Here is a 26229-nt window from a genome sequence, read left to right as displayed (position 1 = left end):
TGCCGCGTCGCTCACCGGGTGCAACGCCCGCGGTGGCGGATCGCTTCCCGACGTCACCCACGATACGTCACCGCGCCGGCGGTCGGCGGCGCGGTGGTCAACGGCGCGGCGGCGTGCGGCGACTGGTCGGGGTGGTCAGCGGCGCGGCGACCAGGTGGCGGCCACCCGGGCCGTGCGGGCGGTGAGCGTGCCGACCGGGTCGGCCATCGCCGCCTCCACCTGGTCAGGGCGCTCGGCGACCGCGTAGACCCCGCTGGCGCCCATCGCCATGGCCTCCCGGCGGCCGATCATCGCGCGCCCGGCGATCGCCACCACCGGCACCGCGTGCGGGGCCGCCACCTGGCACACCCCGGCGACGACCTTGCCCTGCAGGCTCTGCCAGTCGAGCTGCCCCTCGCCGGTGACCACGAGGTCGGCCGCGGCGACCAGCTCGTCCAGCCCGACCGCCTCGATGACCGTCGCCACGCCGCTCACCCGGCGCGCCCCAAGCACGAGCAGCGCGTAGCCCGCCCCGCCGGCCGCCCCGGCGCCGGGGGCCCGGTCCAGGCGGCGCGGCCGCCCGGTGAGCAGGTCCTCGCCCGGGGGCAGCACCCGACGGACAAGGTCGGCGAAGTGGCCGAGGCTGGCCTCGAGCAGCTGCCCCTGCTCGGGGGTGGCGCCCTTCTGCTCGGCGTAGACGGCGCTGGCGCCCTGCAGCCCCAGCAGCGGGGCGTCGACGTCGGTGGCCACGACGAGGTCGATCGCGGCCAGCCGCTGCCGCACGGCGGCCAGCTCGGCCAGGTCGCCCTCGCGGGCGGCGACCAGGCCGGCTCCCCCGCCGCCGAGCACCTCTCCGGGACCGGCGCCGAGCGCCGCGAGCATCCCGGCTCCGGCGTCGTTCGTCCCGGAGCCGCCGAGCCCGACGACGATCCGCTCGGCGCCCTCGTCGGCTGCGGCGGCGATCAGCTCGCCCAGGCCACGGGTGCTGGTGCGCCCGGGGTCGCGCTCGCTGGCCTCCAGCAGGTGCAGCCCGATCGCCTGGGCGGACTCGATCCACGCGGTGCGCACCCCGTCCTCGGTGAGCAGCACGGCGGCCGGGGTGGGCACGCCGAGCGGGCCGGAGACGGTGACCGCCACCGAGCGGCCGCCGCGGGCCCCTTCGACGACGTCGAGGAAGCCGGGTCCGCCGTCGGAGAGGGGGCGGAGGGTGAGCAGGTCGTCGGGGGCGCTGCTCCGCCAGCCGGCGGCCATCGCCTCGGCCGCCTGGGTGGCGGTCAGGGTGCCGGTGAAGCAGTCCGGGGCGAGGAGCACGTGCACCCCCGCAGGCTAGTGCCGGCCGTGACCGAGCGGTGCCGCGTGCCTCAGGGCTGCTCGGGCGGCAGGCCGAGGTCGCGCACCAGGTAGATCCACGGGAAGGCGCGCAGCGCCACCTGCCACCCGTCCCGCTCGAACCGCTGCGCCGGGCCCGCCCAGACCACCCGGCGGTGCTCCCACCGGGTCTCGGTGCGCTCCACGAGATGGTAGAACATGCCGGCGCCGACCGTGCGCCAGCCCTGCCGACCGGCGATCGCCAGCTCAGCCATCTCGTCGAGCGCGGTGATCGGCCCCAGCCGCCGCGTCTCGGGCGCGGCTGCCGGGGCGTCGGCACCGCTCGTGGTGACCGCGTCGACGGCGTCCGCTCCGCCGAAGCGCTGCTGGGCCGCCTGCCGGCTCATCCCCAGCTCGCGTCCGATGGCGGCCCAGCTGTGCCCGCTGGCCCGGGCCGCGCCGACGGCCTGCAGGAGCAGGTCGCGCGAGATCCGTTCGGCCTCCGCCGCCCGGCGCACGATGATCAGGTGGCTCGCCGGGTCCTCCGGGTCGAGCGGCGCCGACCCGCCGTCTGGCGTCGCGCCCGTACCGACCGGGTCCGTGACGTCCGGGTCCGTGACGTCCGCGCCCGTGCCGACCGGGTCCGGGCTGTCTGCCGCCAGCACCGCCTGCGCGATCCGGTCCTGCAGCGGCTCGTCGAGCGCCCCGGTGTCACGCGTCATCGGCGGCCGCCTCGCGACCGGTCGGCCGGCCGTTCCCGGCCTCTCCCCCGGCGCCCCGGCTCGGCAGCCACATCTGGTCACCGCCGTCGTCGTCCCGGTCGCGATCGCGCCAGAGCGATCCGATGAGCCAGGCGCCGCCGATCATCAGCGCGACGGTCATCCCCTGGAACATGCCGCCGACGAAGCCGCCGTCGATCAGGCGGCTCGCGCCGTAGGTGAGGAACCCGAGGAGCACGAGGAGCAGCCCGAGGCGTGGTCCGGGGTCGAGGGTGCGCGCCATGGCGTCAACGATAGGTTGACGCAACGCCTGGCGTCAACACACAGTTGACACAGGCCGACGGGCGGTGCAGATCAGCGGGTGCGGACCATCCCGTCCTCGCCGAGCGTGGGGTTGTGCGCCACCGGGACCCGTTCCCCCTCGGGCGGCGGCCCGGGCGGGGTGCCGTCGCCGAAGGGCGATCCGCCGAGCGCCTCGCGGCCGTGCGGCTCCAGCCAGCCCATGAGCTCCGGCCCCTGCGGGACGACCCCGGTCGGGTTGATGTCCCGGTGCACCTCGTAGTAGTGCCGCTTGATGTCGACGACGTCGGTGGTGTCCCCGAAGCCCGGGGTGGTCCACAGGTCGCGGGCGTAGGCCCACAGCACCGGCATCTCGGTGAGCTTGCTGCGGTTGCACTTGAAGTGGCCGTGGTAGGCGGCGTCGAAGCGGGCCAGCGTGGTGAAGAGCCGCACGTCCGCCTCGGTGAGGTGGTCACCGACGAGGTAGCGGCGGTCGGCCAGCCGCTCCTCCAGCCAGTCCAGCGCGGTGAAGAGCCGGTCGTAGGCCTCGTCGTAGGCCTGCTGCGTGCCGGCGAAGCCGCAGCGGTAGACCCCGTTGTTCACCTCGGTGTAGACGCGACGGTTGACCTCGGCCATCTCCTCGAGGTGCTCGGCAGGCCACAGGTCGGGCGCACCCTCCCGGTGGTACGGGCGCCACTGGGTGCTGAGGTCCTCGGTGATGCTCGGGAAGTCGTTGGTGACCACCGCGCCGGTCGGCACGTCGACCATCGCCGGCACGGTGATCCCGCGGGGGTAGCCGGGCCACCGCGCCTCGTAGGCGTCCTTGAGCCGCGGGATGCCGAGCACCGGGTCGACCCCGTCGGGGTCCTTGTCGAAGGTCCAGCTGTCGGCGTCGTGCGTCGGTCCGGCCACCCCCATCGAGATGACGTCCTCGAGACCGAGCAGCCGGCGGACGATGATCGCACGGTTCGCCCACGGGCAGGCCCGGGCCACGGCGAGCCGGTAGCGGCCCGGCTCGACCGGCCACTCCTGGGCCCCGACGGGCGCGTCGCCGCCGGGCGCCTTGCTCGGGTCCGGATCGGCGAGGATCCGGTCGGCGATGTAGTTCGTGTCCCGCACGAACTCCTGCTCCACGTACGTCCCGTCGGCCATGCCCCGATGATATCGATTTCAAGCACCTGCCGCGCCTCGGTCGCCCGACCAGGCGGTCATCAGGTCGGCCGATCACCGGGTCACCTGGTCAAGCGCTGCGCGGCATGGCGCCCAGCCGGGCGAGCAGCAGCGCCGATCACCGGGTCACCTGGTCAAGCGCTGCGCGGCATGGCGCCCAGCCGGGCGAGCAGCAGCGCCTCGGCGGTGCACACCCGCTCGAACTCGCCGAGGTGCAACGACTCGTTCGCCCCGTGCGCGCGGGTGTCCGGGTCCTCGACGCCGGTGACGAGGATGGCCGCCTCCGGGAAGCTCTCGGCGAAGGCCTGGACGAAGGGGATGGAGCCGCCGATCCCGACGTCGACCGGGTCAGTGCCCCAGGCGTCGGCGAAGGCGGCCCGGGCCTGGTCATAGATCGGCCCCTCGGCGTCGGCGGCGAAGCCCCACCCCTCGTCGTCGACGGTGACCTCGACCTGCGCGCCCCACGGGGCGTGGTCGAGCAGGTGCTGGCGCAGCGCGGCGACCGCGTCCTGCGGGGCCTCCTCGGGGTGGATCCGCAGGCTGATCTTCGCGCTGGCGGTGGCGTTGAGGACGTTGCCGGCCTCCTCGACGCTGGGGCAGGTGATGCCGATGACCGTGGCCGCCGGCGCGGTCCACAGCCGCGAGGGGATGGAGCCGGTGCCGATGAGCTCGGTTCCCGGCAGCAGCCCGGACTCCTCGCGCAGCCGCGCCTCGTCGTAGTCGATCTCCGGCGCGGCCGAGCGACGCAGCCCGGCGACGGCGACGTCCCCGGCGTCGTCGTGCAGCGTCGCCATGAGCCGGCACAGCGCGGTGATCGCGTCCGGGCAGGCGCCGCCGAACATGCCGGAGTGCACCCCGTGGTCGAGGGTGCGCACGGTGGCGACGACCCGGACCTGGCCGCGCAGGCTGGTGGTCAGCGCCGGCGTGCCGATCGCCCAGTTCAGCGAGTCGGCCAGCACGATCGCGTCGCAGGCGAGCCGGTCGCCGTGCCGGGCGAGGATCAGCGGCAGCGACTCGCTGGCGATCTCCTCCTCCCCTTCGACGAAGACGGTGACCCCGCACGGCAGGTCGCCGGCGTGGGCGCGCAGCGCGGCGACGTGCGCCATCACCCCGGCCTTGTCGTCGGCGGCGCCGCGGCCGTAGAGCCGCCCGTCGCGCTCCACCGGCTCGAAGGGATCGGAGTCCCAGTCCGCGCGGTCGCCGGGCGGCTGCACGTCGTGGTGGGCGTAGAGCAGCACGGTCGGGCTGCCGGGCGGGCCGTCCACGTGCCCGATGACCGCGGGGCGGCCCCCTTCGGCGACGATCTCGACGTCCAGCCCCTCGGTGCGCAGCAGCTCCGCGGTCGCCTCCGCGCTGCGCTGCACCTGGGCCTGGTCGAAGGAGCCGAGGCTGACGCTGGGGATCCGGGTCAGCGCCTCGAGGTCGGCGCGCACCCCGGGCATGAGGTCGCGGACCCGGGCGCGCACCGCCTCGATCTCGTCGGGGCTGATCACGTCGTCGCTCTGCTGCTGGCTCACCGTCCCGACGCTACCGGCTGAGGGCGGCGGCGGCCGGTGCACCTAGAGTTGGGTCTCGTGTTCGGACGCAAGAAGGACAAGTCGGAGGGTGGCATCACCCAGGCCGAGGTGGACCACCCGGAGCGCGAGGGTGCCAAGAACCGGCCGACCCCCAAGCGGCGCGACCAGGAGGCCGCCCGCAAGCGTCCGCTGGTGCAGGACGACCGCAAGTCGGCGCGCGCCGCCGACCGGCAGGCGCGACGGGCCGCCGCGCAGCGCACCCGGGAGGCGATGGTCACCGGGGACGAGCGGAACATGCCGGCCCGGGACAAGGGGCCGGTGCGCCGCTTCGTCCGCGACGTCGTCGACGCCCGCTTCAACCCCGGCGAGATCCTGCTGCCGCTGATGCTCGCGGTGCTCGTGCTGAGCTTCCTCTCCCCGGCGGTGGCCTCGTACGCCTTCCTCGCCGTCTACGTCATCATCATCCTCGCCGTGCTCGACGCGGTGCTGCTGTGGCGCCGCACCCGGGCCGCCATCTGGGCCCGCTTCGGCGAGGACACCGAGACCAAGGGCCTGGGGATGTACCAGGGCATGCGCTCCTTCCAGATGCGCCGCACCCGGCTGCCGAAGGCGATGATCAAGCGCGGCGAGCAGCCCCGCTGACCCGGGCAGCCCGCTGCGCCGATCCGGCTCATGCTGAGCCGATCGTGAGCCGGTCCGCTCAGGCCGGATCCAGCGGCATCGGTCCGTAGACCTCGACGCCCTCGCGCAGCAGGGTCACCTGGGCGACCCCGGCCGCGGCCAGGTCCTGCCAGCTCTCGGTGAACCACGCCTCGGCGTCCGCCTGGGTGGGGAAGGGGACCGAGCGCTCCGGACCGGTGGCCGGGGCGGCGCCGTCGGCGCCCTCGAAGCGCCAGGTGTACTGCTCGCTCACGACGACCTCACCTGCACCTCGACGAAGGGGGGCTTGACGACCTCGGCGGGGACGGCCCGGCCGCGGACGTCGATCACCACCTCGTCGCCGAGGGCCACCGAGCGATCCAGCAGGGCGAGCGCGACACCGACCTTGAGGGTCGGGCTGAAGGTGCCCGAGGTGACCTCGCCGACCTCGCCCCCGGAGACCCCGCCGGCGTCGTCGGGCAGCCGGACCGGGCAATGCGGGCGCGGGATGCCGCGGCCGGTGACCCGCAGACCGCGCAGCAGGCGGGAGTCCTTGGCCAGCCGCTGGGCGACGAGCGCCTCCTTGCCCCAGAAGCGCTCCTTCTCCCAGCCGACCGCCCACGCCGAGCGGGCCATCACCGGGGTGATCTGCGGGCCCAGGTCGTTGCCGTGCAGCGGGTAGCCCATCTCGGTGCGCAGGGTGTCCCGGGCGCCGAGCCCGCAGGGCAGCCCCTCGTGCGCGGCCATCGCCTCGACGAGCGCGTCCCACAGCGCCGGGGCGACCTCGGCCGGCGCGACCAGCTCGTAGCCGCGCTCGCCGGTGTAGCCGGTGCGGCAGACGATGATCTCCTGCTCCTGCCAACGGGCGGTGTCGAAGGACATGTAGTCGTGGTCGACCGGCAGCCCGAGGGCGTCGAGCACCTCGTCGCTGCGCGGCCCCTGCACGGCGATCACCGCGTGCTCCTCGTGCTTGTCGGTGATCTCGACGCCGTCGGGCGCCTCGGCCTGGAGCATCGCCACCACCCGGGCGGTGTTGGCGGCGTTGGGCACGAGGAAGACGTCGTCGCTCGACCTGAGGTAGAGGATGAGGTCGTCGACGACCCCGCCGGAGTCGTCGCAGCACAGCGTGTACTGCGCCTGGCCGGGCCCGATCCGGGCGAGGTCGTTGGTCAGGCACGCGTTGACGAAGGCGGCCGCCCCCGGGCCGCGCACGCTCGCCTTGCCGAGGTGGGAGACGTCGAAGATGCCGACCCGCTCCCGGACCGCGGTGTGCTCGGCGACCACCCCGCCGCCGGGATACTCGATCGGCATCTCCCAGCCGCCGAAGTCGGCCATCTTCGCGCCGAGGTCGACGTGCCGTTGGTGCAGCGGGGAGGTTCGCAGGGAGGAGGCGTCGCTCATACCGGTGACGCTACCGTCTCGGGATCCGAGATAGCCTGCGGGCAACCCCGAGCGCCGCCGCCGAGGTGGCCGTCCCCGAGCAGAAAGGCACCCCGTGTCCCTCCTCTCCCTCGGATCCCGCTCCGCCGCCACCTTCGCCGGCGACGCCCTCGTGCTCGGCATCGCGCCCGGCGCCGGCGACGACCCGGCCACGCTGGTCGGCGCCGACCTGCCGAAGAAGGCGCTGAGCCACCTGGGCAGCCTGCTGGCCGCGCTGGAGCCCAGCACCGCCGTGGGCAGCACCACCACGGTGGCCGCGGTCCCCGGGGTCGCCGCCCGCCGGGTCGTGCTCGTCGGGCTCGGCGGCGAGGAGGACGACCGTCCGGTGACCGAGGTGCTGCGCCGGGCCGCCGGCTCGGCCACCCGGGCCGCCGGCGACGGCTCGGTGGCGCTCGCCCTGCCGCACGCCGACGGGGCCGGCCTGGCGGCGATCGCCGAGGGGGCCCTGGGCGGCGCCTACACCTTCACCGCGCACAAGAGCGCCGGGGGCGCGGACGCGGGCACGGGCTCGAGCAAGCGCAAGGGCAAGGGCAAGGGCAGCGACACGCACGGCGACGGGGACGAGCGCGAGATCACCGTCTACTCCTCGCTCGGGCGCAAGGACTCGCCCCAGGACGTGCTCGCCCGCGCCGCGGTGGTCGGTCGCGCGGTCGCCTGGGCCCGCGACCTGGTCAACACCGCGCCCAACCTGCTCTACCCGCAGACCTTCACCGAGCAGGTCCAGCAGGTGGCCGCTGCCTCCGACGCCTCGCGGCGTCTCGAGGTCACCGTGCTCGACGAGGAGGCGCTGGCCGACGGCGGCTTCGGCGGCATCCTCGGCGTCGGCCAGGGCAGCACCCGTCCCCCGCGGATCGTCCGGCTCGCCTACCGGCCGGCCCGCTCCGGCAAGACTCCCCCGGTCGCGCTCGTCGGCAAGGGCATCACCTTCGACACCGGCGGGGTGTGCCTGAAGCCCCCGGCCTCGATGACGACGATGAAGTCGGACATGGCCGGCGCCGCCACCGTGGCCGCCACCGTCGTCGCCGCCGCCGAGCTCGGCCTGCCGGTCCCGGTCACCGGCTACCTCTGCCTCGCCGAGAACATGCCCGGCGGCAACGCCCAGCGCCCCGGGGACGTCGTGACGATGCACAACGGCACCACCGTAGAGATCATCGACACCGACGCCGAAGGGCGGATGGTGCTCGCCGACGGGATGAGCCTGGCCGTCGAGCAGGGCGCCACCCGGGTCATCGACGTCGCCACCCTCACCGGCGCCTGCGTCGTCGCCCTCGGCCCCAAGATCTTCGGGGTCATGGGCAACGACGACGACCTGCGCGAGCAGATCGCCGTCGCCTCGGCCCGCGTCGACGAGCCGAGCTGGCCGCTGCCGCTACCGGCCGACCTGCGCAGCGGCCTGGACTCCTCGGTCGCCGACATCGCGCACAAGGGCGACCGCTGGGGCGGGGCGCTGACCGCCGGGCTCTTCCTGCAGGAGTTCGCCCGCACCGCCGACGGCGAGACCGTCCCGTGGGCGCACCTGGACATCGCCGGCCCCTCCTTCAACGAGGGCGGCGCCACCGGGCACCTGAGCAAGGGCGGCACCGGCGTCGCCGTCACCACCCTCGTCGAGCTGCTGGCCACCCAGGAGCCGACGACGAAGCGCTGACCCCTCAGCCTCGGTCGAGGTGATCCACGCCGACGATCTCGGCGCATCACCTCGACCGACCACCAGAAGAACGGATGCAAAGGAGCATCGCCGTGGTCGCCACCCCAGACCGCTCGTCCGACACCCCCTTCGACCTCGTCGTCCTCGGCGCCGGCAGCGGCGGCTACGCCTGCGCGCTGCGCGCCCGCCAGCTCGGCCTGACCGTGGCCCTGGTCGAGGAGGACAAGATCGGCGGCACCTGCCTGCACCGCGGGTGCATCCCGACCAAGGCGCTGCTGCACGCCGCCGAGGTCGCCGACCACGCCCGGCACGGGGCCGATCTCGGGGTGCGCTCGACCTTCGAGGGCATCGACACGGCGGCGCTGCACGCCCGCAAGGACACGGTCGTCGGCCAGCTCTACAAGGGGGTCAGCGGGCTGGTCTCCCAGGCCGGGGTCGAGGTGGTCGCCGGCCGCGGGCGGCTCACCGGTCCGGGCACGGTCGAGGTGACCGCGCCGGACGGCGCCACCCGCGAGGTCGCCGGGCGTCACGTCGTGCTCGCCACCGGCTCTTACGCCCGCACCCTGCCGGGGATCACGCTCGGCCCGCGGGTGATGACCAGCGACCAGGCGATAAGCATCGAGAGCATCCCGGAGCGCACGATTGTCCTCGGCGGCGGTGTCATCGGGGTCGAGTTCGCCTCGATGCTCGCCTCCTTCGGCAGCCAGGTCACCGTCGTCGAGGCGCTGGACCGGCTGGTGCCGGCCGAGGAGCCCGCCCTGTCGACCCAGCTGCAGCGGGCCTACCGCAAGCGCGGCAGCGACGTGCGCACCTCGGTCTCGGTGGCCGGGGTCACCGAGCACGAGGACCGGGTGGTCGTCGAGATCGAGGGCGGCGACCCGCTGGAGGCCGAGCTGCTGCTCGTCGCGGTGGGTCGCGGGCCGCGCACCGAGGGCATCGGCCTGGAGGAGGTCGGCGTCGAGACCGACCGGGGCTTCGTCGTCACCGACGAGCGCTGCGCCACCAGCGTGCCGGGTGTGCTGGCCGTCGGCGACATCGTCCCCGGCCTGCAGCTGGCCCACCGCGGCTTCGCCCAGGGCATCTTCGCCGCCGAGGAGATCGGCGGCCTGCAGCCGCAGCCGGTCCAGGACTCCCAGGTCCCCCGGGTCACCTACTCCGACCCCGAGGTCGCCTCCGTCGGGCTGACCACCGAGCAGGCCACCGCCGCCGGGGTCGAGGTCGAGCAGGTGACCTACCCGCTCGGCGGCAACGGGCGCAGCGTCATCCGCGGCACCTCCGGCCAGGTGATCGTGCTGCGGGCGAAGGAGGGCCCGGTCGTCGGGGTGCACATGATCGGCCTGGGGGTCAGCGAGCTCATCGCCGAGGCCCAGGTGGTCGTCGGCTGGGAGGCCCACCCCGAGGACGTGGCGCCGCTGGTGCACGCCCACCCCACCCAGGGCGAGGCGCTCGGCGAGGCGGCGATGCTCGCCGCCGGGCGGCCGCTGCACGCGCACGCCTGAGGTGCCCTCCACGCGCACGCCTGAGGTGCCCTCCACGCGCGGGCGAGGTCGCGCGGGCGAGGTCGGGTGACCCTGACAGGGGCCGGTGGCCTGGTGGCGGTGGTCGCTCGGCGCGTCCCGGTGCGGCCCTGCGCACCGCACCCGTAGGTTGGTGCCACCGCCGACGACGAGGGAGCTACCTCCGTGCCTGATGACCTGCGCCGCGCGCTCGACGACGCCGCCGCCTCGACCCGCGCCCGGGCCCGGAAGCCCGTGGTGCAGGCCGCGACGAAGCTCCCGCCGGTGCGTCGGCTCCGCGACCGGCTGCGCCGCGCGGAGCGCGACCGGGACGCGGCCACGCGGCAGCGCGACCAGGCGCGGGCGCAGCGGGACGAGCTGCGCGCCCGGGTCGAGGAGCTGCGGGCCGAGCAGGAGCTGCTCACCGAGGAGCGGGACGAGCTGCGGCGCTCGGCGGACCGGTCCACCGAGCGGGCGCGCGGCCTGGGGTACGCCTACCGGGGGCTGCGCGCGGCCGCGCTGGGCGTGCGCCCGAGCAGCCTTGGTGGGGCCCCGGGGCGGGTGAGCGAGCAGGACCGGGCGACGCACGAGGCCGAGGTGGCGGCCCTGGCTCGCCGGGGGCTGCTGGTCTCCGGGCTGGCGGATGGCGAGGGGCTCGAGGGGGCGGTGGCCGGCTACGTTCGTGCGGCCACCGGCATCGAGGCTGGGACCGAGGCACGTCGGGTCTCGCAGTGGCTGTACGACCACGAGCCCACCCGGCGGGCCGGTGCGCTGGGGACCGGCCTGGTGGCTCACCGGATGGGGCTGCCCGAGCTGGCCTGGGAGCGGCTCTCCCAGCTGCCGGTCGAGGTGTGGCTGCCGCACGCGGCCAGCGAGTACGTCATGTCCGCGGGACGCTTCGACCCGGAGGCCTGCGAGCGCGGCATCCGTGAGGCGCTGGACCATGAGGACGAGCACACCTCGCGGACCTGGCTGGACCTGCTGCGCCGGGCGATGGGCCTGCGCATGGGCCATGTGTGCGAGGAGCTCGCGGGCCGCTTCGACGCCGCGGCCGCACGCGAGCTCGACGGTGTCACCCTCGACGAGGCGTCGCGCACCACGCTGCAGGCTGACCGGGAGTGGGTGGCCCGCTGGGCGCCGCGGGTGGCCGCGGGCGAGCCCGAGCCGTTGCCCGGCGGCGAAGGGGTGGTCCCGATCGCCGTCATGGGCTACGACCAGCCGGACCGCCGCAACACCTCCTCCAACATCGGCGACTACGTCCAGACCGTCGCCTCGCTCGGGCACCTGGTCCGTCACACCGGGGCCCGCTTCGACGACACCGAGCTCGGGCGCTTCGCCGCCGGGCTCGCCGAACGCGTCCCGGCCGCCCGGCGGGTGGAGGGTCCGCCGCGACAGGTCTCGCTGCACCAGGTGGACCGCGACGCGGCCAGCTACTCGGCCGTGCCGGACGGCACGTGGCTGCTCGCCTTCGGGTGGTACGCGCACAAGCTGGGCGGCATCGCCCACGACCTGCCGTGGCCGGACCGGCTCCGACCGCTCTACGTCTCCTTCCACGTGAGCAAGCGCGACCTGCTGACGACCGAGATGGTCGAGCACCTGCGCGCGCACGCGCCGATCGGCTGCCGGGACTGGTCCACCGTGGACGTGCTGCTCGGCCTCGGCGTGCCCGCCTTCTTCTCCGGCTGCCTCACGACGACGGTCACCCAGCTGCGTCCGGACGGCACCCCCGAGCGGCCCGCCGACGCCCCGACGCTGTGGGTGGACGCGCCCGCCCCGCGGGGGGCACGTCGGGTGCACAACGAGCGCCCGGACGTCGTCACCGCCGGCCTGCTGGCCAACCTGCGCGAGGCGGTCGAGGTGCTGGACACCTACGCCGCAGAGGTCGGCGAGGTGGTCACCCGTCGGCTGCACGCCTACCTGCCGGCCCGGGCGCTGGGCTGCCGGGTCGACTTCTCCCCGACCAACCCCAGCGACGTCCGCTTCGCCGGGCTGAGCCCGCTCACCGACGACGAGGTCGCGGCGATGGGCGACGGCATCGCCGACCTGCTGGAGCCGGTGATGACCGCGATCCTCGCGCAGCGGCCCGAGGACGAGGTCCGGGCACTCTGGAGCGAGCGCACCGAGCCGCTGGTGCAGGCCGCCCAGGCACGGTCCGCCGCCGAGGTGCCGCTGCGCGAGGTCGTCGACATCGATGCCGCCGTGGCGACCGTGCAGGCCGGCCGGGTGGACGTACCGGCCAGCGAGCCGGGCCCGGACGGTGAGCCGATCGAGGTGGTCGTCGCCCTGGACGGCAACCTCAAGGAGCAGATGCTCGTCGTCGTCGACGGCATGGTCGAGCACGCCACCCGGCCGATCCACCTCACCGTGCTCAGCCGAGACCACGACGCCGACGACCACGCCCGGGTGGCCCGGCTCTTCCCCACGGTGTCGGTCACCTGGTTGCCCTGCGACGGCGTGGACCACGGGGAGGTGCTCGGGATGATCCCGCACATCACCGTCTCGACGATGGACCGGCTGCTGCTGCCGGAGCTGCTCGCCGACGTCGACCGGGTGGTCTACCACGACATCGACGCGCTGCCGGTCGGTGACGTCGCCGAGCTCTATGCCACCGACCTGCAGGGGTTGCCGCTGGCGGCGCGGGATTCCGAGGCGAGCACGATGCGCAGCGGCTACACCAACATCTTCGTCCCGGCGTCGCTGCCCGGTCTCGATCCCGGGATGGGCGCTGAGCTCATCCGGCGGGAGTGCGCGCGGCACCCCTTCGACTTCGTCGGTCTCAACGCCGGGATCCTGGTGCTCGACCTCGACCGGATGCGGGCGGACCGGTTCTGCCAGCGCTTCCTGCCCTACGCCTCGAGCTTCGGGATGCACGACCAGCACATCCTCAACGTCTACGTCGGTGGCGACCGGGTCTCTCTGGCGCCACGGTGGAACGCCCGCCCCAGCCAGGAGACGGTCACCGATCCGGCGATCATCCACTGGGCCGGCACCCAGAAGCCGTGGGATGCGGGGTACGTCCACCACCAGGACATCTGGCGTCGTCAGGTCGAGCGGGTGCGCAGCCGTGAGGCGGCGCTGACCGGCGATCTAGGCTGACGACCCCGGGACCACCGGGGGCCGCGGACGTGAGAGTCTGTGACATGAACCACCAGGATCGACAAGGAGTATGAGGCGCATGTCTGAACGGGTGACGATGCCCGCGCTCGGCGAGTCGGTGACCGAGGGCACGGTGACGCGATGGCTGAAGAGCGTCGGTGACTCCGTCGAGGTCGACGAGCCGCTGCTCGAGGTCTCGACCGACAAGGTCGACACCGAGATCCCCTCCCCGGTCGCCGGGACCCTGCAGGAGATCCTCGTCGAGGAGGACGAGACCGTCGAGGTCGGCGCGGACCTGGCCGTCGTCGGCGACGGCGAGGCCGGCGACTCCTCCGGCGGCGGCTCCGACGAGGCCACTGACGACAGCGCCGAGGACAGCGCCGACTCCGACGACTCGGATGACGACGGCGCGGAGGACGAGGGTGACGCCGCGGAGCAGGACTCCGACGACTCGGCCGACGACAGCGCCGCGGAGAGCTCGTCCGGGTCCGGCGGCTCCGGCGGTGGTTCCGGAGACGGCGAGACCGTCACGATGCCGGCGCTCGGCGAGTCGGTCACCGAGGGCACCGTCTCCCGGTGGCTGAAGTCCGAGGGCGACGAGGTCGAGGTCGACGAGCCGCTGCTCGAGGTCTCCACCGACAAGGTCGACACCGAGATCCCCTCCCCCGTGGCCGGCACCCTGACCAAGATCCTCGTCCAGGAGGACGAGACCGTCGAGGTCGGCGGCGAGCTGGCGATCGTCGGCGGGTCCGGCGGTGGCTCCGGCTCGGCCGAGGAGCCGAAGAAGGAGGAGGCTCCGAAGGAGGCTCCGGCGAAGGACGAGGCTCCCGCCGAGAAGGAGGCTCCCGCCAAGGAGGAGAAGCCGGCGAAGGAGGAGAAGGAGGAGACTCCCGAGTCCCCCACCGACTCCGCCCCCGAGCCGAGCGAGGCGGACAAGCCGGACACGGCGACCGCCCCGGCTCCCTCGGCGACCTCCAACAGCGCCTCGGACGCCGCGGCCTACGTCACCCCGCTGGTGCGCAAGCTCGCCGCGGACAACGACATCGACCTCTCCAGCCTCACCGGCACCGGGATCGGTGGGCGCATCCGCAAGCAGGACGTGCTCGCCGCCGCCGAGGAGAGGAAGCAGGCCGCCCAGCAGCCGGCCGAGGCCGAGAGGAGCGCTCCGGCGGCCTCCTCGTCCGCGAAGCCGTCCGCGGCGCCCGCGGCCATGGAGAGCAGCGTCTCGAAGGAGAAGCGCGGCACCCGGGAGAAGATGTCCCGGCTGCGCAAGGTCATCGCCCAGCGGATGGTCGAGTCGCTGCAGGTCTCGGCTCAGCTGACCACCGTGGTCGAGGTCGACATGTCGAAGGTGGCCCGCGTCCGCGACGCGGAGAAGGCCGGCTTCCAGCGGCGTGAGGGGACCAAGCTCACCTTCCTCCCCTTCATCGCCCTGGCCGCGGCCGAGGCGCTCAAGGACCACCCGGTCATCAACGCCAGCGTCGAGGACGAGGAGATCGTCTACCACGGCCAGGAGAACCTGGCGATCGCCGTGGACACCGAGCGTGGTCTGCTCACCCCGGTCGTGAAGAACGCCGGCGACCTCAACATCGCCGGGCTGGCCCGGGCGATCGACGACGTCGCGCAGCGCACCCGGGACAACAAGATCACCCCGGACGACCTGTCCGGCGGGACCTTCACGATCACCAACACCGGCAGCCGCGGGGCGCTCTTCGACACCCCGATCCTCAACCAGCCCCAGGTGGCGATGCTCGGCACCGGCGCGATCGTGCGCCGTCCGGTCGTGGTCACCGACACCGAGGGTGGCGAGACGATCGCGGTGCGCTCGATGATGTACCTGGCGCTGTCCTACGACCACCGGATCGTCGACGGTGCGGACGCCGCCCGCTTCCTCGGGACGGTGAAGGCGCGCCTGGAGGAGGGCGCCTTCGAGGCGTGAGCGAGGACAGCACGACGCCGCAGCGCGTCGCCCTGACGGGAGCCTCCGGCTTCCTGGGCGGCGCGCTGCGCGCGTCTCTGACCGATGCCGGTCACGAGGTGCTCACCTTCGTCCGCGGCGAAGCGGACGGCCCCGACCAGCGGTCGTGGGACCCGGCACAGGGCGAGCTGGACCCGGCCGACCTCGAGGGGGTCGACGTCGTCGTCAACCTCAGCGGCGCCGGGATCGCGGACAAGCGCTGGTCGCCGCAGCGCAAGCGGCTCGTGCTGCGCTCGCGGGTCGACTCGACGACGACGATCGCCCGGGTGCTGGCCGCGGGGGCAGGCCCCACCCGGCTGGTCAGCGGCTCGGCGATCGGGTTCTACGGCGACCGCGGCGACGAGCTGCTCACCGAGGACTCCGACGTCGGTGACGGCTTCCTCAGCGAGGTGGTCCGCGCCTGGGAGGAGGCGACCCGTCCGGCCGAGGATGCCGGGGTCTCGGTCGCGCACGCGCGCACCGGCGTCGTGCTCGCGCCCGGGGGCGGGGCGATCGCCCCGATGCTGCTGCTCGGCCGGCTCGGTCTCGGCGGGCCGCTGGGCGGCGGGCTCATCGGTGGCGGCCAGCAGTGGATGCCGTGGATCACCCGCCCCGACTGGGTAGGTACGGTGCGCCTGCTCGTCGAGCAGCCCGAGATCACCGGCCCGGTCAACGTGGTCGGGCCGGAGCCGGCCCGGCAGCGGGACATCGCCGCCGCCATCGGTCGGGTGCTCGGTCGGCCCGCCGTGCTGCCGGCGCCGACGGTGGCGATCCGGCTGGCGCTCGGTGAGATGGCCGACGTCATCCTCTCCTCGGACCGGGTGCTGCCGCAGCGGCTCGTGGAGGCCGGCTTCACCTGGGAGCACGACGACCTGGAGCAGGCGCTGCGCTGGGTCGTCGACAGCAGCGACGACTGACCGGCGCGACTCCGCTCGGCTCGACCCTGCTCGGCACGCGGTCCGGCTCGCAGCGTGCTCAGGTGGGACCGGTCGAGACGCGGCGGGCTCAGGTCGCCCGGACCTCGCTGATCCGCCACCTCCCTTCGTGCCAGCGCAGCACCAGGTCCACGGGCTCCCCCGAGCGGGCGGGCCGCTGCTCCAGGTCGCCGTCGGCCGAGCGCACCGCGTAGGCACCCTCGTCGACGGTGGCCCGGACGACCGCGATCCCGTCGCTGCTGCTGCGGGTGCTCGCCCGACGCACCGTGAGCTCGACCCCCCGGTAGGTCTCACCCCGCTGCTGCATCGCGGTCAGGTGCTCGCGGTCGGCGTCGGCGGCCGGCGAACCCGGCACGTCCAGCCGTGGCACCCCGTCGGGCTCGCCGGCCGCGAGCAGGTCGGCACGCACCTCGCCGAGCGCGCGCACCACGGCCACGGGGTCGGTGCGTGGCGCGCTGCGTGAGCCGAGGAGCTCGGCGGCGGACCCGGACTGGCTGCCTCCTGCGCTGGAGGTGGGCGTCGTGCGGGTCTCGTCCGGGCTCGAGGTACTGGTGCCTGCGGTGCTCGCGCTGCTGCTGGTGGTGCTGGCGCTCGGGGTGGTCGGACCGGCCTGGTCGGCCCTGCTCGCGCTCTGGTCGGCGAGGCGACGCCCTTCATCGCTGTCCGCGCCACCGCTCAGCGCCGGCCCGGCGACGGCGAGCGCGATCCCGGCCACCGCCGCGGCGACGAGGGTGGCGAACCAGCGCCCGGTGCCGCGTCCCTCGGCCCGGTGTCGTCCGCTCGCCGTCAGCGCGGTCGCCGCCTCGCGCCGCCGCGCCCGACGATCCCGCCGTTCGTCACGCCGATGACGGCGTCGCTCGCGCCAGCCGATGGGCTCCAGCACGGTGCTGCGCTGCCAGGGCAGGTCGGCCTCGGTCGGGTCCTCCTGGGCGGCCTCCCGGATGCGGCGGGTCAGCCCGGTGGCGACGTCGCCGGGGCTGGTCAGCCGCAACGCCTGTGCCGGCGCCGCGTCGAAGAAGCGCACCGCGGCGTCCTGGGCGTCGGGCCGGTCGTCCGGGTCGGGGGCCAGGCACTCCTCGACGAGCTCGACGAGCGGTGCGGGCGCCTCGGGCGCGCCGTCGGCGAGCTCGCCACGACCAGCGACATGGCCCGGCGGATCCCCGGTGAGGCAGAGCCAGGCGATCGCCCCGAGCGCGTAGATGTCGCTGGCCCGGCCCGGTTCGTCGCCGAGGAGCACCTCGGGCGCGACGAACCCGTCGGTGCCGTGCACGTCACCGGTGGAGACCCCGGTCAGCCGGGCCACGCCGAGGTCGGCGAGCACGGGTCGGCCGGTGGAGTCGAGCAGCACGTTGCCCGGGCTCACGTCGCCGTGCACGATCCCCAGCTCGTGCAGCCGGTCCAGCGCGGTGGCGACCGGGGAGAGGACGGTGACGCACTCCCCCGGGCTGAGGTGGCCGCGCTGGGCCACGGCGGTGCCCAGGCTGCCGCCGGCGAGCAGGTCGAGCACCAGGGCCAGCGCCGGGCCGTCCTCGGTGTCGATGTCGAGGACCTCGTGCAGCGTGACGACGTGCTCGCTGGCGACGTGCTGCAGCAGGCTCCACTCGTGGATCGTCGCGTCGTCGGCCACGCTGTCGACGACCTTGATGGCCACCAGGGACTCGTCGGACTCCCGCCGCCCGCGCCACACGCGGGAGCTTCCGCCTGCACCCAGGAGTCGGGTGAGCCGGTAGCCGGGGACGTGCGGTGCGGCAGGGGCGGCAGGAGCCATGCACGTCACTGTGCCCCCTTCGCCAGAACTCGCCGCAGACTTCTCCACAGCCCGCCCCCACCTGCGCAACTGCCCGGGCAAATCACCCCCCACCTGCGCAACTGCCCGGGCAAATCACCCCCCACCTGCGCAACTGCCCGGGCAAATCACCCCCACCTGCGCAACTGCCCGGGCAGTTGCGGAGGGAGGGGATCGTCGGCGAGGCGTCGGAGGGTAGGAAGGGGGCATGACCGCCACCGACCCGACCATCGTCGCCACCTCCGGCGGCGTCACCCGCCCCGCCCGCGGTGACCTCGCCTTCGCCCCGCTGGTCCAGCACGCCGTCGACCTGGCCCGACCGGCCGGGCGGCCACGGATCGCCTACCTCGGCACCGCCATGGGCGACCAGCGCTGGCACAACGCGATGATCTCCGAGGCGGCCGACCGCGCCGGGTACCGCCTGGAGCACCTCAAACTCTTCCCGCAGCCCACCGTCGCCGACCTCGAGGCGCCCTCATGGCCCAGGACGTCGTGTGGGTCGGTGGCGGCTCGGTGGCCAACCTGCTCGCGGTCTGGCGGGTGCACGGGCTGGACCAGATCTTCCGACGGGTGTGGCAGGCCGGGGTGGTGCTCGGCGGGGTGAGCGCCGGGTCGATCTGCTGGTACCGCGGCGGCACCACCGACTCCTTCGGTCCGGAGCTGCGGGCGGTCACCGACGGGCTCGCGCTGCTCCCCTTCGACAACGGGGTGCACCTGGACTCCGAGCCGGCGCGACGGCCGACGGTGCACCGGCTGGTGCGCGACGGGGTGCTCGGCGAGACGCACTGCACCGACGACGGCGCCGGCCTGGTCTACCGCGGGACCGAGCTGGTCGAGGCGGTCACCGAGGTCGACGGCGCCGCCGGCCACGTGGTGACCCGCGGGGCGGACGGCGAGGTGGTCGAGCGACGCCTGCCGACCCGGCTGCTCACCGCGGGCTGACCACCCCCTCACCGCGGGCTGAGTCGGCTCGGGAGCGGAACGCACGCGGGTCAGCCGGCGAGGCGGTCGCGCAGCACCTCCATGCCCGGGCCGGTGAGCTTGTCCAGGAAGGCGGTCCGGCCGGAGACGGCGAGCAGCAGCGCGAGCACCGGGCCCACGACCTCCGGGCCGTCCCCGAGACGCAGCTCGCGGTCGGTCGCGACGAGGGCCAGGCCCTGGACCCGGTCACGGCCGCCGCCCATCGCGACCGAGGTCCGCACCTGGTAGCGCAGGGCCGGCTTCACCGCGTCGCCCGGGTAGCGTCGCGCGATCCCCAGCGGGCGCCGGATGTCCTCCCCGTGCACCACCTCCTCGACGAGCCGGCTGTCCGTGGAGACCGGAGGACCCGAGGTGCGACCCGCGACCTCCCGCAGTCGCTGCACGGTGACCGCCGGCGTCGCTCCGCGCTCCCGAGTCACCCCGGCGTCGTTCTGCCGGTCGAAGTCGCCACGCGCGCGGATCATCGCCAGCACCAGACGCGGCGTCGTCGTCCGGGCGTTGTCGACGAGGTGCGCGGCGACGTCGTGGACGCTCCAGCCCGGGCACAGCGACGGTGTCTCCCAGGCCTGCGCCGGGAGCTCGGCGAGGTCGGCGATGAGCGCCTGGCGCTCGCGGTGGACCATCGACCACACCTCGCTCGTCATGGTCGCCGACCCTAGCCTCCCCGGTGCCCGGAGGCCGGCGAGCGAACTAGAGTTGAGCCATGCGTTTCGAGCACCTCGGCTACGCCCCCGAGACCGTGGACTACCTGGACGCCTGGGACGAGCAGAAGCGGGTCCACGCCGCCGTCGTCGCCGGTGAGCAGCCGGACACCACGCTGCTGCTGGAGCACACCGCGGTCTACACCGCGGGCAAGCGCACCGAGGACCGCGAGCGCCCCACCGACGGCACCCCGGTCATCGACGTCGACCGCGGCGGGAAGATCACCTGGCACGGTCCGGGGCAGATCGTCGGCTACCCGATCGTGCGGCTGCCCGGCCGGCTCGACGTCATCGCGCACGTGCGCCGGCTGGAGGAGATGATGATCCGGGTCGCCGCAGACGTCGGGGTGACCGCGACCCGGGTCGCCGGGCGCAGCGGCATCTGGGTCCCGGGCGACGGCGCGACCGCCGGGGCAGACGGCGAGATCGCACCGGGCGAAGGGGGCACCCGGGACCGCAAGATCGGCCAGATCGGGATCCGGGTCAGCCGGGACGTGGCGATGCACGGCTTCGCGCTGAACTGCGACTGCGCCCTCTCCTGGGCCGAGTCGATCATCCCCTGCGGCATCGACGACGCCGATGTCACGACGCTCAGCCGCGAGGCCGGACGGCACGTCACCGTCGCCGAGATCGTCCCGCTCGTCGAGCGTCACCTCACCGAGGTGCTGGAGACCGAGATGGCCGTCTCCTCCCTGCCCGGCGCGCCCGTGGCGGCGGCCCGGTGACCGCGCGCCCGATGCGCACCCCGCCCGAGCCGACCGGCACCTACCGCCTCCAGCTGCACGCCGGCTTCACCTTCGCCGACGCGGCCGCGCTCGTCCCGCAGCTGGCCGACCTCGGCGTCTCCCACCTCTACCTCTCACCCGTGCTGCAGGCCGCTCCTGGCAGCACCCACGGCTACGACGTCGTCGACCACACCCGGATCAGCGTCGAGCTCGGCGGGCGCGAGGGCCTGGCGGCGCTGGCGGCGACCGCGCACGAGCACGGCCTGGGCATCATCGCCGACCTCGTGCCCAACCACATGGCCCTCGTCGCCCCCGAGCACCTCAACGCGCCGCTGTGGCAGGTGCTCGCCGAGGGCCGCGACGCGCCCACCGCCGACTGGTTCGACATCGACTGGAAGGCCGGTGGCGGCCGCCTCGGGCTGCCGGTGCTCGGCGCCCCGCTGCCGGAGATCGTCGCCGACGGGCAGATCACCCGGGACACCCTCGACGGCGCACCGGTGGTCCGCTACGGCGACCACGTCTACCCGCTGGCCCTGGGCAGCGAGGACACCGAGGACCTCGAGGAGCTGCTCTCCCGGCAGCACTACCGGCTGGCGTACTGGCGGGAGAAGGAGGACTGGCTCAACTACCGCCGGTTCTTCGAGGTGGACGAGCTCATCGCCGTCCGCGTCGAGCTGCCCGAGGTCTTCGACGCCACCCACCGGCTGCTGCTCGAGCTGCACCACGACGGGGTGATCGACGGCTTCCGGATCGACCACCCGGACGGGCTCGCCGACCCGACCGGCTACCTCAGCCGGCTGAGCGCCGCCTGCCGCCCGGGCACCCCGGTCTGGGTGGAGAAGATCCTCGAGGGCGAGGAGCGACTGCCCGAGGACTGGGCCTGCGCCGGCACGACCGGCTACGACGCGCTCCGAGCGATCCAGGCGGCCCTGCTCGACCCGGCGTCGGCCGAGACCCTGGACGAGACCTGGGCGGCCACCGGCGCCGACCCGGACTACGAGCGCACCGTCGAGACGGCGAAGCGGCACGTGGTCACCGTCTCCCTCGGCCCTGAGGTCGAGCGGCTCACCCGCCGGGCCCGCGAGGCGCTGCCCGAGCACGACCCGGAGCAGCTGCGCGAGGCGATCGTCGAGCTGCTCGTCGCCGGCGAGGTCTACCGCGCCTACGTGCGCCCGCACGAGGAGCCGGTGCGGCTGCGCGCCGAGGACCGGGCCCGGATCAGCGAGGCCTTCGCCGTCGCCAAGCAGGCCCGTGCCGACCTGACCGTGGCGCTGCAGGCGCTGCGCCCGCTCACCGTGGCCGCCGACGACGACGCGGCGGCCACCGACTTCGCGGTCCGGCTGCAGCAGACGTGGGGTCCGGTGATGGCGAAGGGGATCGAAGACACCACCTTCTACCGGTGGCACCGGCTGGTCGCGCTCAACGAGGTCGGCAGCGACGCCGGCCTGGTCGCCGGGAGCTCGCCGGACGTCATGCACGACTGGGCGGCGCACGCCCAGACCCGGTGGCCGCGGACGATGACGACCCTGTCCACCCACGACACCAAGCGCAGCGAGGACGTGCGCGCCCGGGTGCTGGCGATCGCCGGTGACCCCGAGCGGTGGCGGCAGCTCTCGCAGGTCGCCGCCGAGCAGGCCGACGCCGCCGGCGTGGACCGGCCCACCGCGCACCTGGTCTGGCAGACCCTCGCCGGGGTCGGCGAGGTCAGCGACGAGCGCCTGACCGACTACCTCACCAAGGCGCTGCGCGAGGGCAAGCAGCGCACCGCCTGGGTCGACGGCGACCCCGACTACGAGGCGCGGGTCGTCGCCTTCGCCACCGCGGCGTCGGCCGGCGGTCCGCTGCGCCATGCGCTGGACGAGGCGCTGGCCGTGCTGGACGAGGACGTCCGCGCGGTGACCCTCGCCGCCAAGCTGCTGCAGCTGACGATCGTCGGGGTCCCGGACACCTACCAGGGCTGCGCCGGCGTCGACCTCTCCCTCGTCGACCCGGACAACCGGCGCCCGGTGGACTTCGCCGGGCGCTTCGCCGACCTGGACGCGCTCGACGCCTCCGAGGAGCATCCGCCGGCCAGCCTGCACCTGGAGAAGCTGCACCTCTCGGCGACCGCGCTGCGGCTGCGCCGCGAGATGCCGGAGGTCTTCGGCGAGTCCGCCGGATACGCGCCGCTGACGGCGAGCACCGAGCACGTCACCGGGTTCGTGCGCTCCGGGCGGGTCGCCACCGTCGTCACCCGGGCGCCCGGACGGCTGCGCCGGTCCGGCGGCTGGGGCGCCGACGACACGATCACGCTGCCACCTGGCCGGTGGCGAGACGTGCTGTCGGCGCAGGTGCACGAGGGCGGCGAGCGCGCCTGCTGCGAGGTGCTCGCCGAGGCCCCGGTCGCGCTGCTGGTCCGCGAGGAGGAGACCCGATGAGCCTCGGTCCGTACACGGTGTGGGCGCCCGACGCGCAGCGGGTGGACCTCGTCATCGACGGCGAAGGGGGCCCCACCGGCGAGCCGATGACCCGGGTCACCGACGCCCCGCCCGGGCACGCCGGCTGGTGGCGCAGCGAGACCCCGCGGTTCGCCGGGACCCGCTACGGCTTCGCCCTGGACGGCGGCGAGCCGCTGCCCGACCCGCGCTCGCTGAGCCAGCCGGACGGGCCCTTCGGGCTGTCCGAGGTCGTCGACACGGCGGACCTCTCCTGGAGCGACGACGGCTGGGCGGGGGTGCCGCTGCGTGGCGCGGTGATCTACGAGCTGCACATCGGCACCTTCACCGAGGAGGGCACCTTCGACGCGGCGGTCGCGCGGCTGGACCACCTCGTCGACCTCGGGGTCACCCTGGTCGAGGTCATGCCGGTGGCGACCTACCCCGGGGAGCGTGGCTGGGGCTACGACGGGGTGGACATCTGGGCGGTGCACCCGGCGCTCGGCGGGGTGGCCGGCTTCGCCCGCTTCGTCGACGCCTGCCACGCCCGCGGGCTCGGGGTGTGCCTGGACGTCGTGCACAACCACCTCGGTCCGAGCGGCAACACGCTCATCCCCTTCGGGCCGTACTTCACCGACACGCACAGCACCCCGTGGGGGCCGGCGGTCAACCTCGACGCCCCGGGTGCCGACGAGGTGCGCCGCTACCTCGTCGACCACGCGCTCTTCTGGTTCCGCGAGCTGCACGTGGACGCGCTGCGGCTGGACGCCGTGCACGCCCTGGTCGACGACAGCGCGCTGCACCTGCTGGAGCAGCTGGCCGCCGAGACCGACGCCCTGGCCGCCGAGCTGGGTCGGCCGCTGCACCTCGTCGCCGAGTCCGACCGGAACGACCCGGCCACGGTCACCCCGCGCGCCGAGGGTGGTAGCGGGGGGCTCGGGCTGACCGGGCAGTGGGCCGACGACGTGCACCACACCCTGCACGTGCTGCTCACCGGCGAGACCCAGGGCTACTACGCCGACTTCGCCGCCCCGGAGGCGCTGCGCACCCTGGTGGCGACGCCCTTCTTCCACGACGGCACGTACTCCAGCTTTCGCGGGCGCACCCACGGTCGGCCGGTCGAGCCGTCCACCCCGGGGTGGCGCTTCGTCGCCTCGCTGCAGACCCACGACCAGGTCGGGAACCGGGCCCGCGGCGACCGGCTCAGCCAGCTCGTCAGCCCGGGCCGGCTCGCCTGTGGCGCAGCGCTGCTGCTCACCGGGCCGTGGACGCCGATGCTCTTCATGGGTGAGGAGTGGGGTGCCTCGACGCCCTGGCAGTACTTCACCGACCACACCGATCCCGACCTGGCGGCCGCGGTGTCGGCCGGGCGTGCCGCGGAGTTCGCCGAGCACGGCTGGGGCGACGGGGTGCCCGACCCGCAGTCGCCGCAGACCGCCGCCGACTCGACGCTGCGCTGGGCGGAGCTCGACGAGCCCGGGCACGCGCGGCTGCTCGACTGGTACCGCACGCTGATCCGGCTGCGGCTCGAGGTGACCGACCTCGGTGACCCCGACCTGCGCACCGGTCGGGTGAGCCGCGACGGGGACGTGATCCGGGTCGAGCGCGGCGGGTGCGAGGTGGTGGTCAACCTCGGCGCGCAGGAGTGGCGCGGCGGCGCGTCCGGGCGCGAGCTGCTGGCCGGGTGGGACGCGCAGGTCGCGGCGCGCGGCGACGGGCCAGAGCTTGTCGTGGCGGCCGACGGGTGCGCGGTGCTGCGGCGGGCCTGAGACGCACACACCCTCACCCGGTGCTCAGCCGCGCAACTCCTGCACCGTCGCGAGCGTGTCCGCCTCGGCGGCGGGCTTGTCCTCGCGGTAGCGGAGCACCCGGGCGAAGCGCAGCGCCACCCCGCCCGGGTAGCGCCGCGAGGTCTGCACCCCGTCGAGGGCGATCTCCACGACGACCACCGGCTCGACGTGCACGACGTGTCCCTCGCGGGAGGTCTCCAGCTCCAGGAAGCGCTCGGTCTGCCAGGCGAGGATCTCGTCGGTCATCCCCTTGAAGGTCTTGCCCACCATGACGAAGGAGCCGTCCTCGCCTCGGGCGCCGAGGTGGATGTTGGACAGCCACCCCCGCCGTCGCCCGCTCCCCCACTCCACGGCGAGGACGACGAGGTCGAGGGTGTGCCGCGGCTTGACCTTGGTCCAGGCGCTGCCGCGCCGGCCGGCGGCGTAGGGCGCGTCCAGGGTCTTGGCCACCACCCCTTCGTGCCCGGCGGCGACCGCCTCGTCGAAGAAGGCCCGGGCCGCGCCCGGGTCGGCGGTGACCAGGCCGGGGACCCGGGCTGACTCGGGGACGAGGTCGGTGAGCACCTGCAGCCGCTCCCGGTAGGGCTCGTCGATGAGATCACGCCCGTCGACGTGCAGCACGTCGAAGAGGTAGGTGGTCAGCGGGGTGCTCGCCCGCAGCTCGGCCACCGACCCCTGCGAGGCGGTCCGGGCCCCGGTCTCCTGGAAGGGGCGCGCCCGCCCCTCGGGAGTGAGCGCCACCGCCTCGCCGTCGAGCACGAGCGGTCCACCGGGCAGCGCGGCGGCCACCTCGACCACCTCAGGCACGCGCGTGGTGATGTCGTCGAGGCTGCGGGTGAAGACCCTTACCTCTCGCTGCTCGTCCCGGTGCACCTGCACGCGGATGCCGTCGACCTTGGTGTCCAGGGCCACCTTGTCGCCGGCCAGTCGCTCGATGACCTCCTCAACCTCGGCGGCGGAGCCGGCGAGCATCGGCTGGATCGGGCGTCCGGGCTGCAGGCGCACCGCGGCCAGCCCGTCCTCGCCGTCGGTGAGCGCGATGTGCACCGCGAGCGGGAGGTCGCCGGCGAGCATCGCGGCGCGGCGGAGCAGCGCCTCGTCGACGTCGGCGGCGCGCGCACCGGCGGCGAGCAGCATGCCGTCGAGCGACCCCTGTCGGACCTCGCCGAGCAGCAGCCGGGAGAGGTAGTCCTGCTCGTCCGCGGTGGCCCGGGCGTAGAGATCGACGAGGATCTCGTGGCGAGCGGTGCGGCCGCTGGTGGCGGCGAGGGCGCTCATCGCCGTGTCGACGTCGGCGACGGTCAGCGGTTCGGGCGCGCTCGGCGGCGGGTCCGGCGCGGACGACACCTCGGACGCGGACGGCCGGTCGGCCACGGGCACCGGCAGGTCACCCAGGCTGCGCCAGCCCACGCCGACCCGGCCCTGCGGCAGCCGACCGGCCAACCACGAGGCGACGGTGCGGACCTGCGCGGGGTCGGTCACGACGAGCAGCTCGGCGACGAGCGCGGTCTTGGCCAGGCGGCTGCGGGTGGCCGCCACCTCCCGCGAGGTCGCCACCACCTCGCTCAGCATCGTCGCCGCCTCCATGGGCACGAACCTAGCCGCACGTGCCGACAAGCCGACGCCGACGCGATGCCGTCGCCGACGCCGCA

The 26229-nt window shown here is 74.6% G+C and carries 19 protein-coding genes and 1 pseudogene; 10 read left to right on the top strand and 10 right to left on the bottom strand.

Annotated elements, in window-relative coordinates:
* Window positions 1–135 precede the first annotated feature (135 nt).
* The 5 genes from BJY28_RS11565 to BJY28_RS11545 form a co-directional block, all read right to left on the bottom strand.
* On the bottom strand, window positions 136–1296 hold the full coding sequence (locus tag BJY28_RS11565) for a glycerate kinase (protein WP_179463149.1): 1161 nt from the start codon (window positions 1294–1296) through the stop codon (window positions 136–138).
* A 44-nt stretch (window positions 1297–1340) separates the two neighbouring features.
* On the bottom strand, window positions 1341–2009 hold the full coding sequence (locus tag BJY28_RS11560; RefSeq protein ID WP_246313394.1) for a hypothetical protein: 669 nt from the start codon (window positions 2007–2009) through the stop codon (window positions 1341–1343).
* Window positions 1999–2289, bottom strand: a complete 291-nt coding sequence (locus BJY28_RS11555; RefSeq protein ID WP_179463148.1) for a hypothetical protein — start codon at window positions 2287–2289, stop codon at window positions 1999–2001. The genes BJY28_RS11560 and BJY28_RS11555 overlap by 11 nt, the downstream gene beginning before the upstream one ends.
* 71 nt (window positions 2290–2360) lie before the next feature.
* Window positions 2361–3437 carry a glutathione S-transferase family protein gene (locus BJY28_RS11550; protein ID WP_179463147.1) on the bottom strand — a complete coding sequence of 359 codons (1077 nt, stop codon included), beginning with the start codon at window positions 3435–3437 and terminating at the stop codon, window positions 2361–2363.
* 152 nt (window positions 3438–3589) lie between these two features.
* Window positions 3590–4972, bottom strand: a complete 1383-nt coding sequence (locus BJY28_RS11545) for a M20/M25/M40 family metallo-hydrolase (protein ID WP_179463146.1) — start codon at window positions 4970–4972, stop codon at window positions 3590–3592.
* A gap of 57 nt (window positions 4973–5029) precedes the next feature.
* On the opposite strand from BJY28_RS11545, the gene BJY28_RS11540 reads away from it, so the two are divergent.
* Window positions 5030–5614 (top strand): DUF3043 domain-containing protein, encoded by a 585-nt coding sequence (locus BJY28_RS11540; protein WP_179463145.1) that lies wholly within the window; start codon window positions 5030–5032, stop codon window positions 5612–5614.
* A gap of 58 nt (window positions 5615–5672) precedes the next feature.
* On the opposite strand, the gene BJY28_RS11535 is transcribed toward BJY28_RS11540, so the two are convergent.
* Both BJY28_RS11535 and gcvT read right to left on the bottom strand, forming a co-directional pair.
* The gene (locus BJY28_RS11535; RefSeq protein ID WP_179463144.1) at window positions 5673–5885 is read right to left on the bottom strand and encodes a hypothetical protein; all 213 of its coding nucleotides are present in this window, start codon (window positions 5883–5885) and stop codon (window positions 5673–5675) included.
* Window positions 5882–7012 carry a glycine cleavage system aminomethyltransferase GcvT gene (gcvT, locus tag BJY28_RS11530; RefSeq protein ID WP_179463143.1) on the bottom strand — a complete coding sequence of 377 codons (1131 nt, stop codon included), beginning with the start codon at window positions 7010–7012 and terminating at the stop codon, window positions 5882–5884. Before gcvT ends, BJY28_RS11535 begins: the two co-directional genes overlap by 4 nt.
* Window positions 7013–7106: 94 nt before the next feature.
* Between gcvT and BJY28_RS11525 the strand changes: the two genes are divergently transcribed.
* The 5 genes from BJY28_RS11525 (at window position 7107) to BJY28_RS11505 (ending at window position 16162) form a co-directional block, all read left to right on the top strand.
* Window positions 7107–8696: a leucyl aminopeptidase gene (locus BJY28_RS11525; protein ID WP_179463142.1), complete on the top strand. Its 1590-nt coding sequence runs from the start codon at window positions 7107–7109 to the stop codon at window positions 8694–8696.
* 92 nt (window positions 8697–8788) lie between these two features.
* Window positions 8789–10195 carry a dihydrolipoyl dehydrogenase gene (gene lpdA / locus BJY28_RS11520; RefSeq protein ID WP_343037081.1) on the top strand — a complete coding sequence of 469 codons (1407 nt, stop codon included), beginning with the start codon at window positions 8789–8791 and terminating at the stop codon, window positions 10193–10195.
* Between the two features lie 183 nt (window positions 10196–10378).
* Complete coding sequence (locus BJY28_RS16895; protein WP_179463140.1) at window positions 10379–13288, top strand: glycosyltransferase; 2910 nt, start codon at window positions 10379–10381, stop codon at window positions 13286–13288.
* A 79-nt stretch (window positions 13289–13367) separates the two neighbouring features.
* Window positions 13368–15227 carry a 2-oxoglutarate dehydrogenase, E2 component, dihydrolipoamide succinyltransferase gene (gene sucB / locus BJY28_RS11510; protein ID WP_179463139.1) on the top strand — a complete coding sequence of 620 codons (1860 nt, stop codon included), beginning with the start codon at window positions 13368–13370 and terminating at the stop codon, window positions 15225–15227.
* A complete protein-coding gene (locus tag BJY28_RS11505) occupies window positions 15224–16162 on the top strand; it encodes a TIGR01777 family oxidoreductase (RefSeq protein ID WP_179463138.1) in 939 nt (312 codons plus the stop codon). The genes sucB and BJY28_RS11505 overlap by 4 nt, the downstream gene beginning before the upstream one ends.
* Window positions 16163–16250: 88 nt before the next feature.
* Here BJY28_RS11505 and BJY28_RS11500 read toward each other — a convergent pair whose 3' ends face one another.
* Window positions 16251–17948, bottom strand: coding sequence for a serine/threonine-protein kinase (locus BJY28_RS11500; RefSeq protein WP_179463137.1), 1698 nt, complete (start codon window positions 17946–17948; stop codon window positions 16251–16253).
* 226 nt (window positions 17949–18174) lie between these two features.
* Here BJY28_RS11500 and BJY28_RS11495 point away from each other — a divergent pair.
* Window positions 18175–18908: pseudogene (locus tag BJY28_RS11495) on the top strand (Type 1 glutamine amidotransferase-like domain-containing protein).
* A gap of 50 nt (window positions 18909–18958) precedes the next feature.
* On the opposite strand, the gene BJY28_RS11490 reads toward BJY28_RS11495, so the two are convergent.
* Entirely contained in the window at window positions 18959–19591 is a 633-nt protein-coding gene (locus BJY28_RS11490; RefSeq protein ID WP_179463136.1) for a maleylpyruvate isomerase family mycothiol-dependent enzyme, read from the bottom strand.
* A gap of 59 nt (window positions 19592–19650) precedes the next feature.
* Here BJY28_RS11490 and lipB point away from each other — a divergent pair, with 59 nt between their 5' ends.
* Genes lipB through treZ form a run of 3 tightly spaced genes read left to right on the top strand, consistent with a single transcriptional unit; the run spans window position 19651 to window position 24556 of the window.
* Window positions 19651–20373: a lipoyl(octanoyl) transferase LipB gene (gene lipB, locus BJY28_RS11485; protein ID WP_179463135.1), complete on the top strand. Its 723-nt coding sequence runs from the start codon at window positions 19651–19653 to the stop codon at window positions 20371–20373.
* Window positions 20374–20384: 11 nt separating this feature from the next.
* Window positions 20385–22790 (top strand): malto-oligosyltrehalose synthase, encoded by a 2406-nt coding sequence (treY, locus tag BJY28_RS11480; RefSeq protein ID WP_179463134.1) that lies wholly within the window; start codon window positions 20385–20387, stop codon window positions 22788–22790.
* Window positions 22787–24556 (top strand): malto-oligosyltrehalose trehalohydrolase, encoded by a 1770-nt coding sequence (treZ, locus tag BJY28_RS11475; RefSeq protein WP_179463133.1) that lies wholly within the window; start codon window positions 22787–22789, stop codon window positions 24554–24556. Before treY ends, treZ begins: the two co-directional genes overlap by 4 nt.
* A gap of 24 nt (window positions 24557–24580) precedes the next feature.
* On the opposite strand, the gene BJY28_RS11470 is transcribed toward treZ, so the two are convergent.
* The gene (locus tag BJY28_RS11470) at window positions 24581–26164 is read right to left on the bottom strand and encodes an ATP-dependent DNA ligase (RefSeq protein WP_179463132.1); all 1584 of its coding nucleotides are present in this window, start codon (window positions 26162–26164) and stop codon (window positions 24581–24583) included.
* Window positions 26165–26229 lie beyond the last annotated feature (65 nt).

The organism is Janibacter alkaliphilus, assembly GCF_013408565.1.
GTDB lineage: Bacteria > Actinomycetota > Actinomycetes > Actinomycetales > Dermatophilaceae > Janibacter > Janibacter alkaliphilus.
This window is presented reverse-complemented; position numbering and strand designations above follow the sequence as displayed.

Bases quoted from the DNA above. Each gene is read 5' to 3' on its own strand.
- BJY28_RS11560 (WP_246313394.1), bottom strand. From the start codon at position 2,009: ATGACGCGTGACACCGGGGCGCTCGACGAGCCGCTGCAGGACCGGATC.
- sucB (WP_179463139.1), top strand. From the start codon at position 13,368: ATGTCTGAACGGGTGACGATGCCCGCGCTCGGCGAGTCGGTGACCGAG.
- BJY28_RS11555 (WP_179463148.1), bottom strand. From the start codon at position 2,289: ATGGCGCGCACCCTCGACCCCGGACCACGCCTCGGGCTGCTCCTCGTG.
- gcvT (WP_179463143.1), bottom strand. From the start codon at position 7,012: ATGAGCGACGCCTCCTCCCTGCGAACCTCCCCGCTGCACCAACGGCAC.
- treZ (WP_179463133.1), top strand. From the start codon at position 22,787: ATGAGCCTCGGTCCGTACACGGTGTGGGCGCCCGACGCGCAGCGGGTG.
- BJY28_RS11500 (WP_179463137.1), bottom strand. From the start codon at position 17,948: ATGGCTCCTGCCGCCCCTGCCGCACCGCACGTCCCCGGCTACCGGCTC.
- BJY28_RS11490 (WP_179463136.1), bottom strand. From the start codon at position 19,591: ATGACGAGCGAGGTGTGGTCGATGGTCCACCGCGAGCGCCAGGCGCTC.
- treY (WP_179463134.1), top strand. From the start codon at position 20,385: ATGCGCACCCCGCCCGAGCCGACCGGCACCTACCGCCTCCAGCTGCAC.
- lipB (WP_179463135.1), top strand. From the start codon at position 19,651: ATGCGTTTCGAGCACCTCGGCTACGCCCCCGAGACCGTGGACTACCTG.
- BJY28_RS11550 (WP_179463147.1), bottom strand. From the start codon at position 3,437: ATGGCCGACGGGACGTACGTGGAGCAGGAGTTCGTGCGGGACACGAAC.
- BJY28_RS11470 (WP_179463132.1), bottom strand. From the start codon at position 26,164: ATGGAGGCGGCGACGATGCTGAGCGAGGTGGTGGCGACCTCGCGGGAG.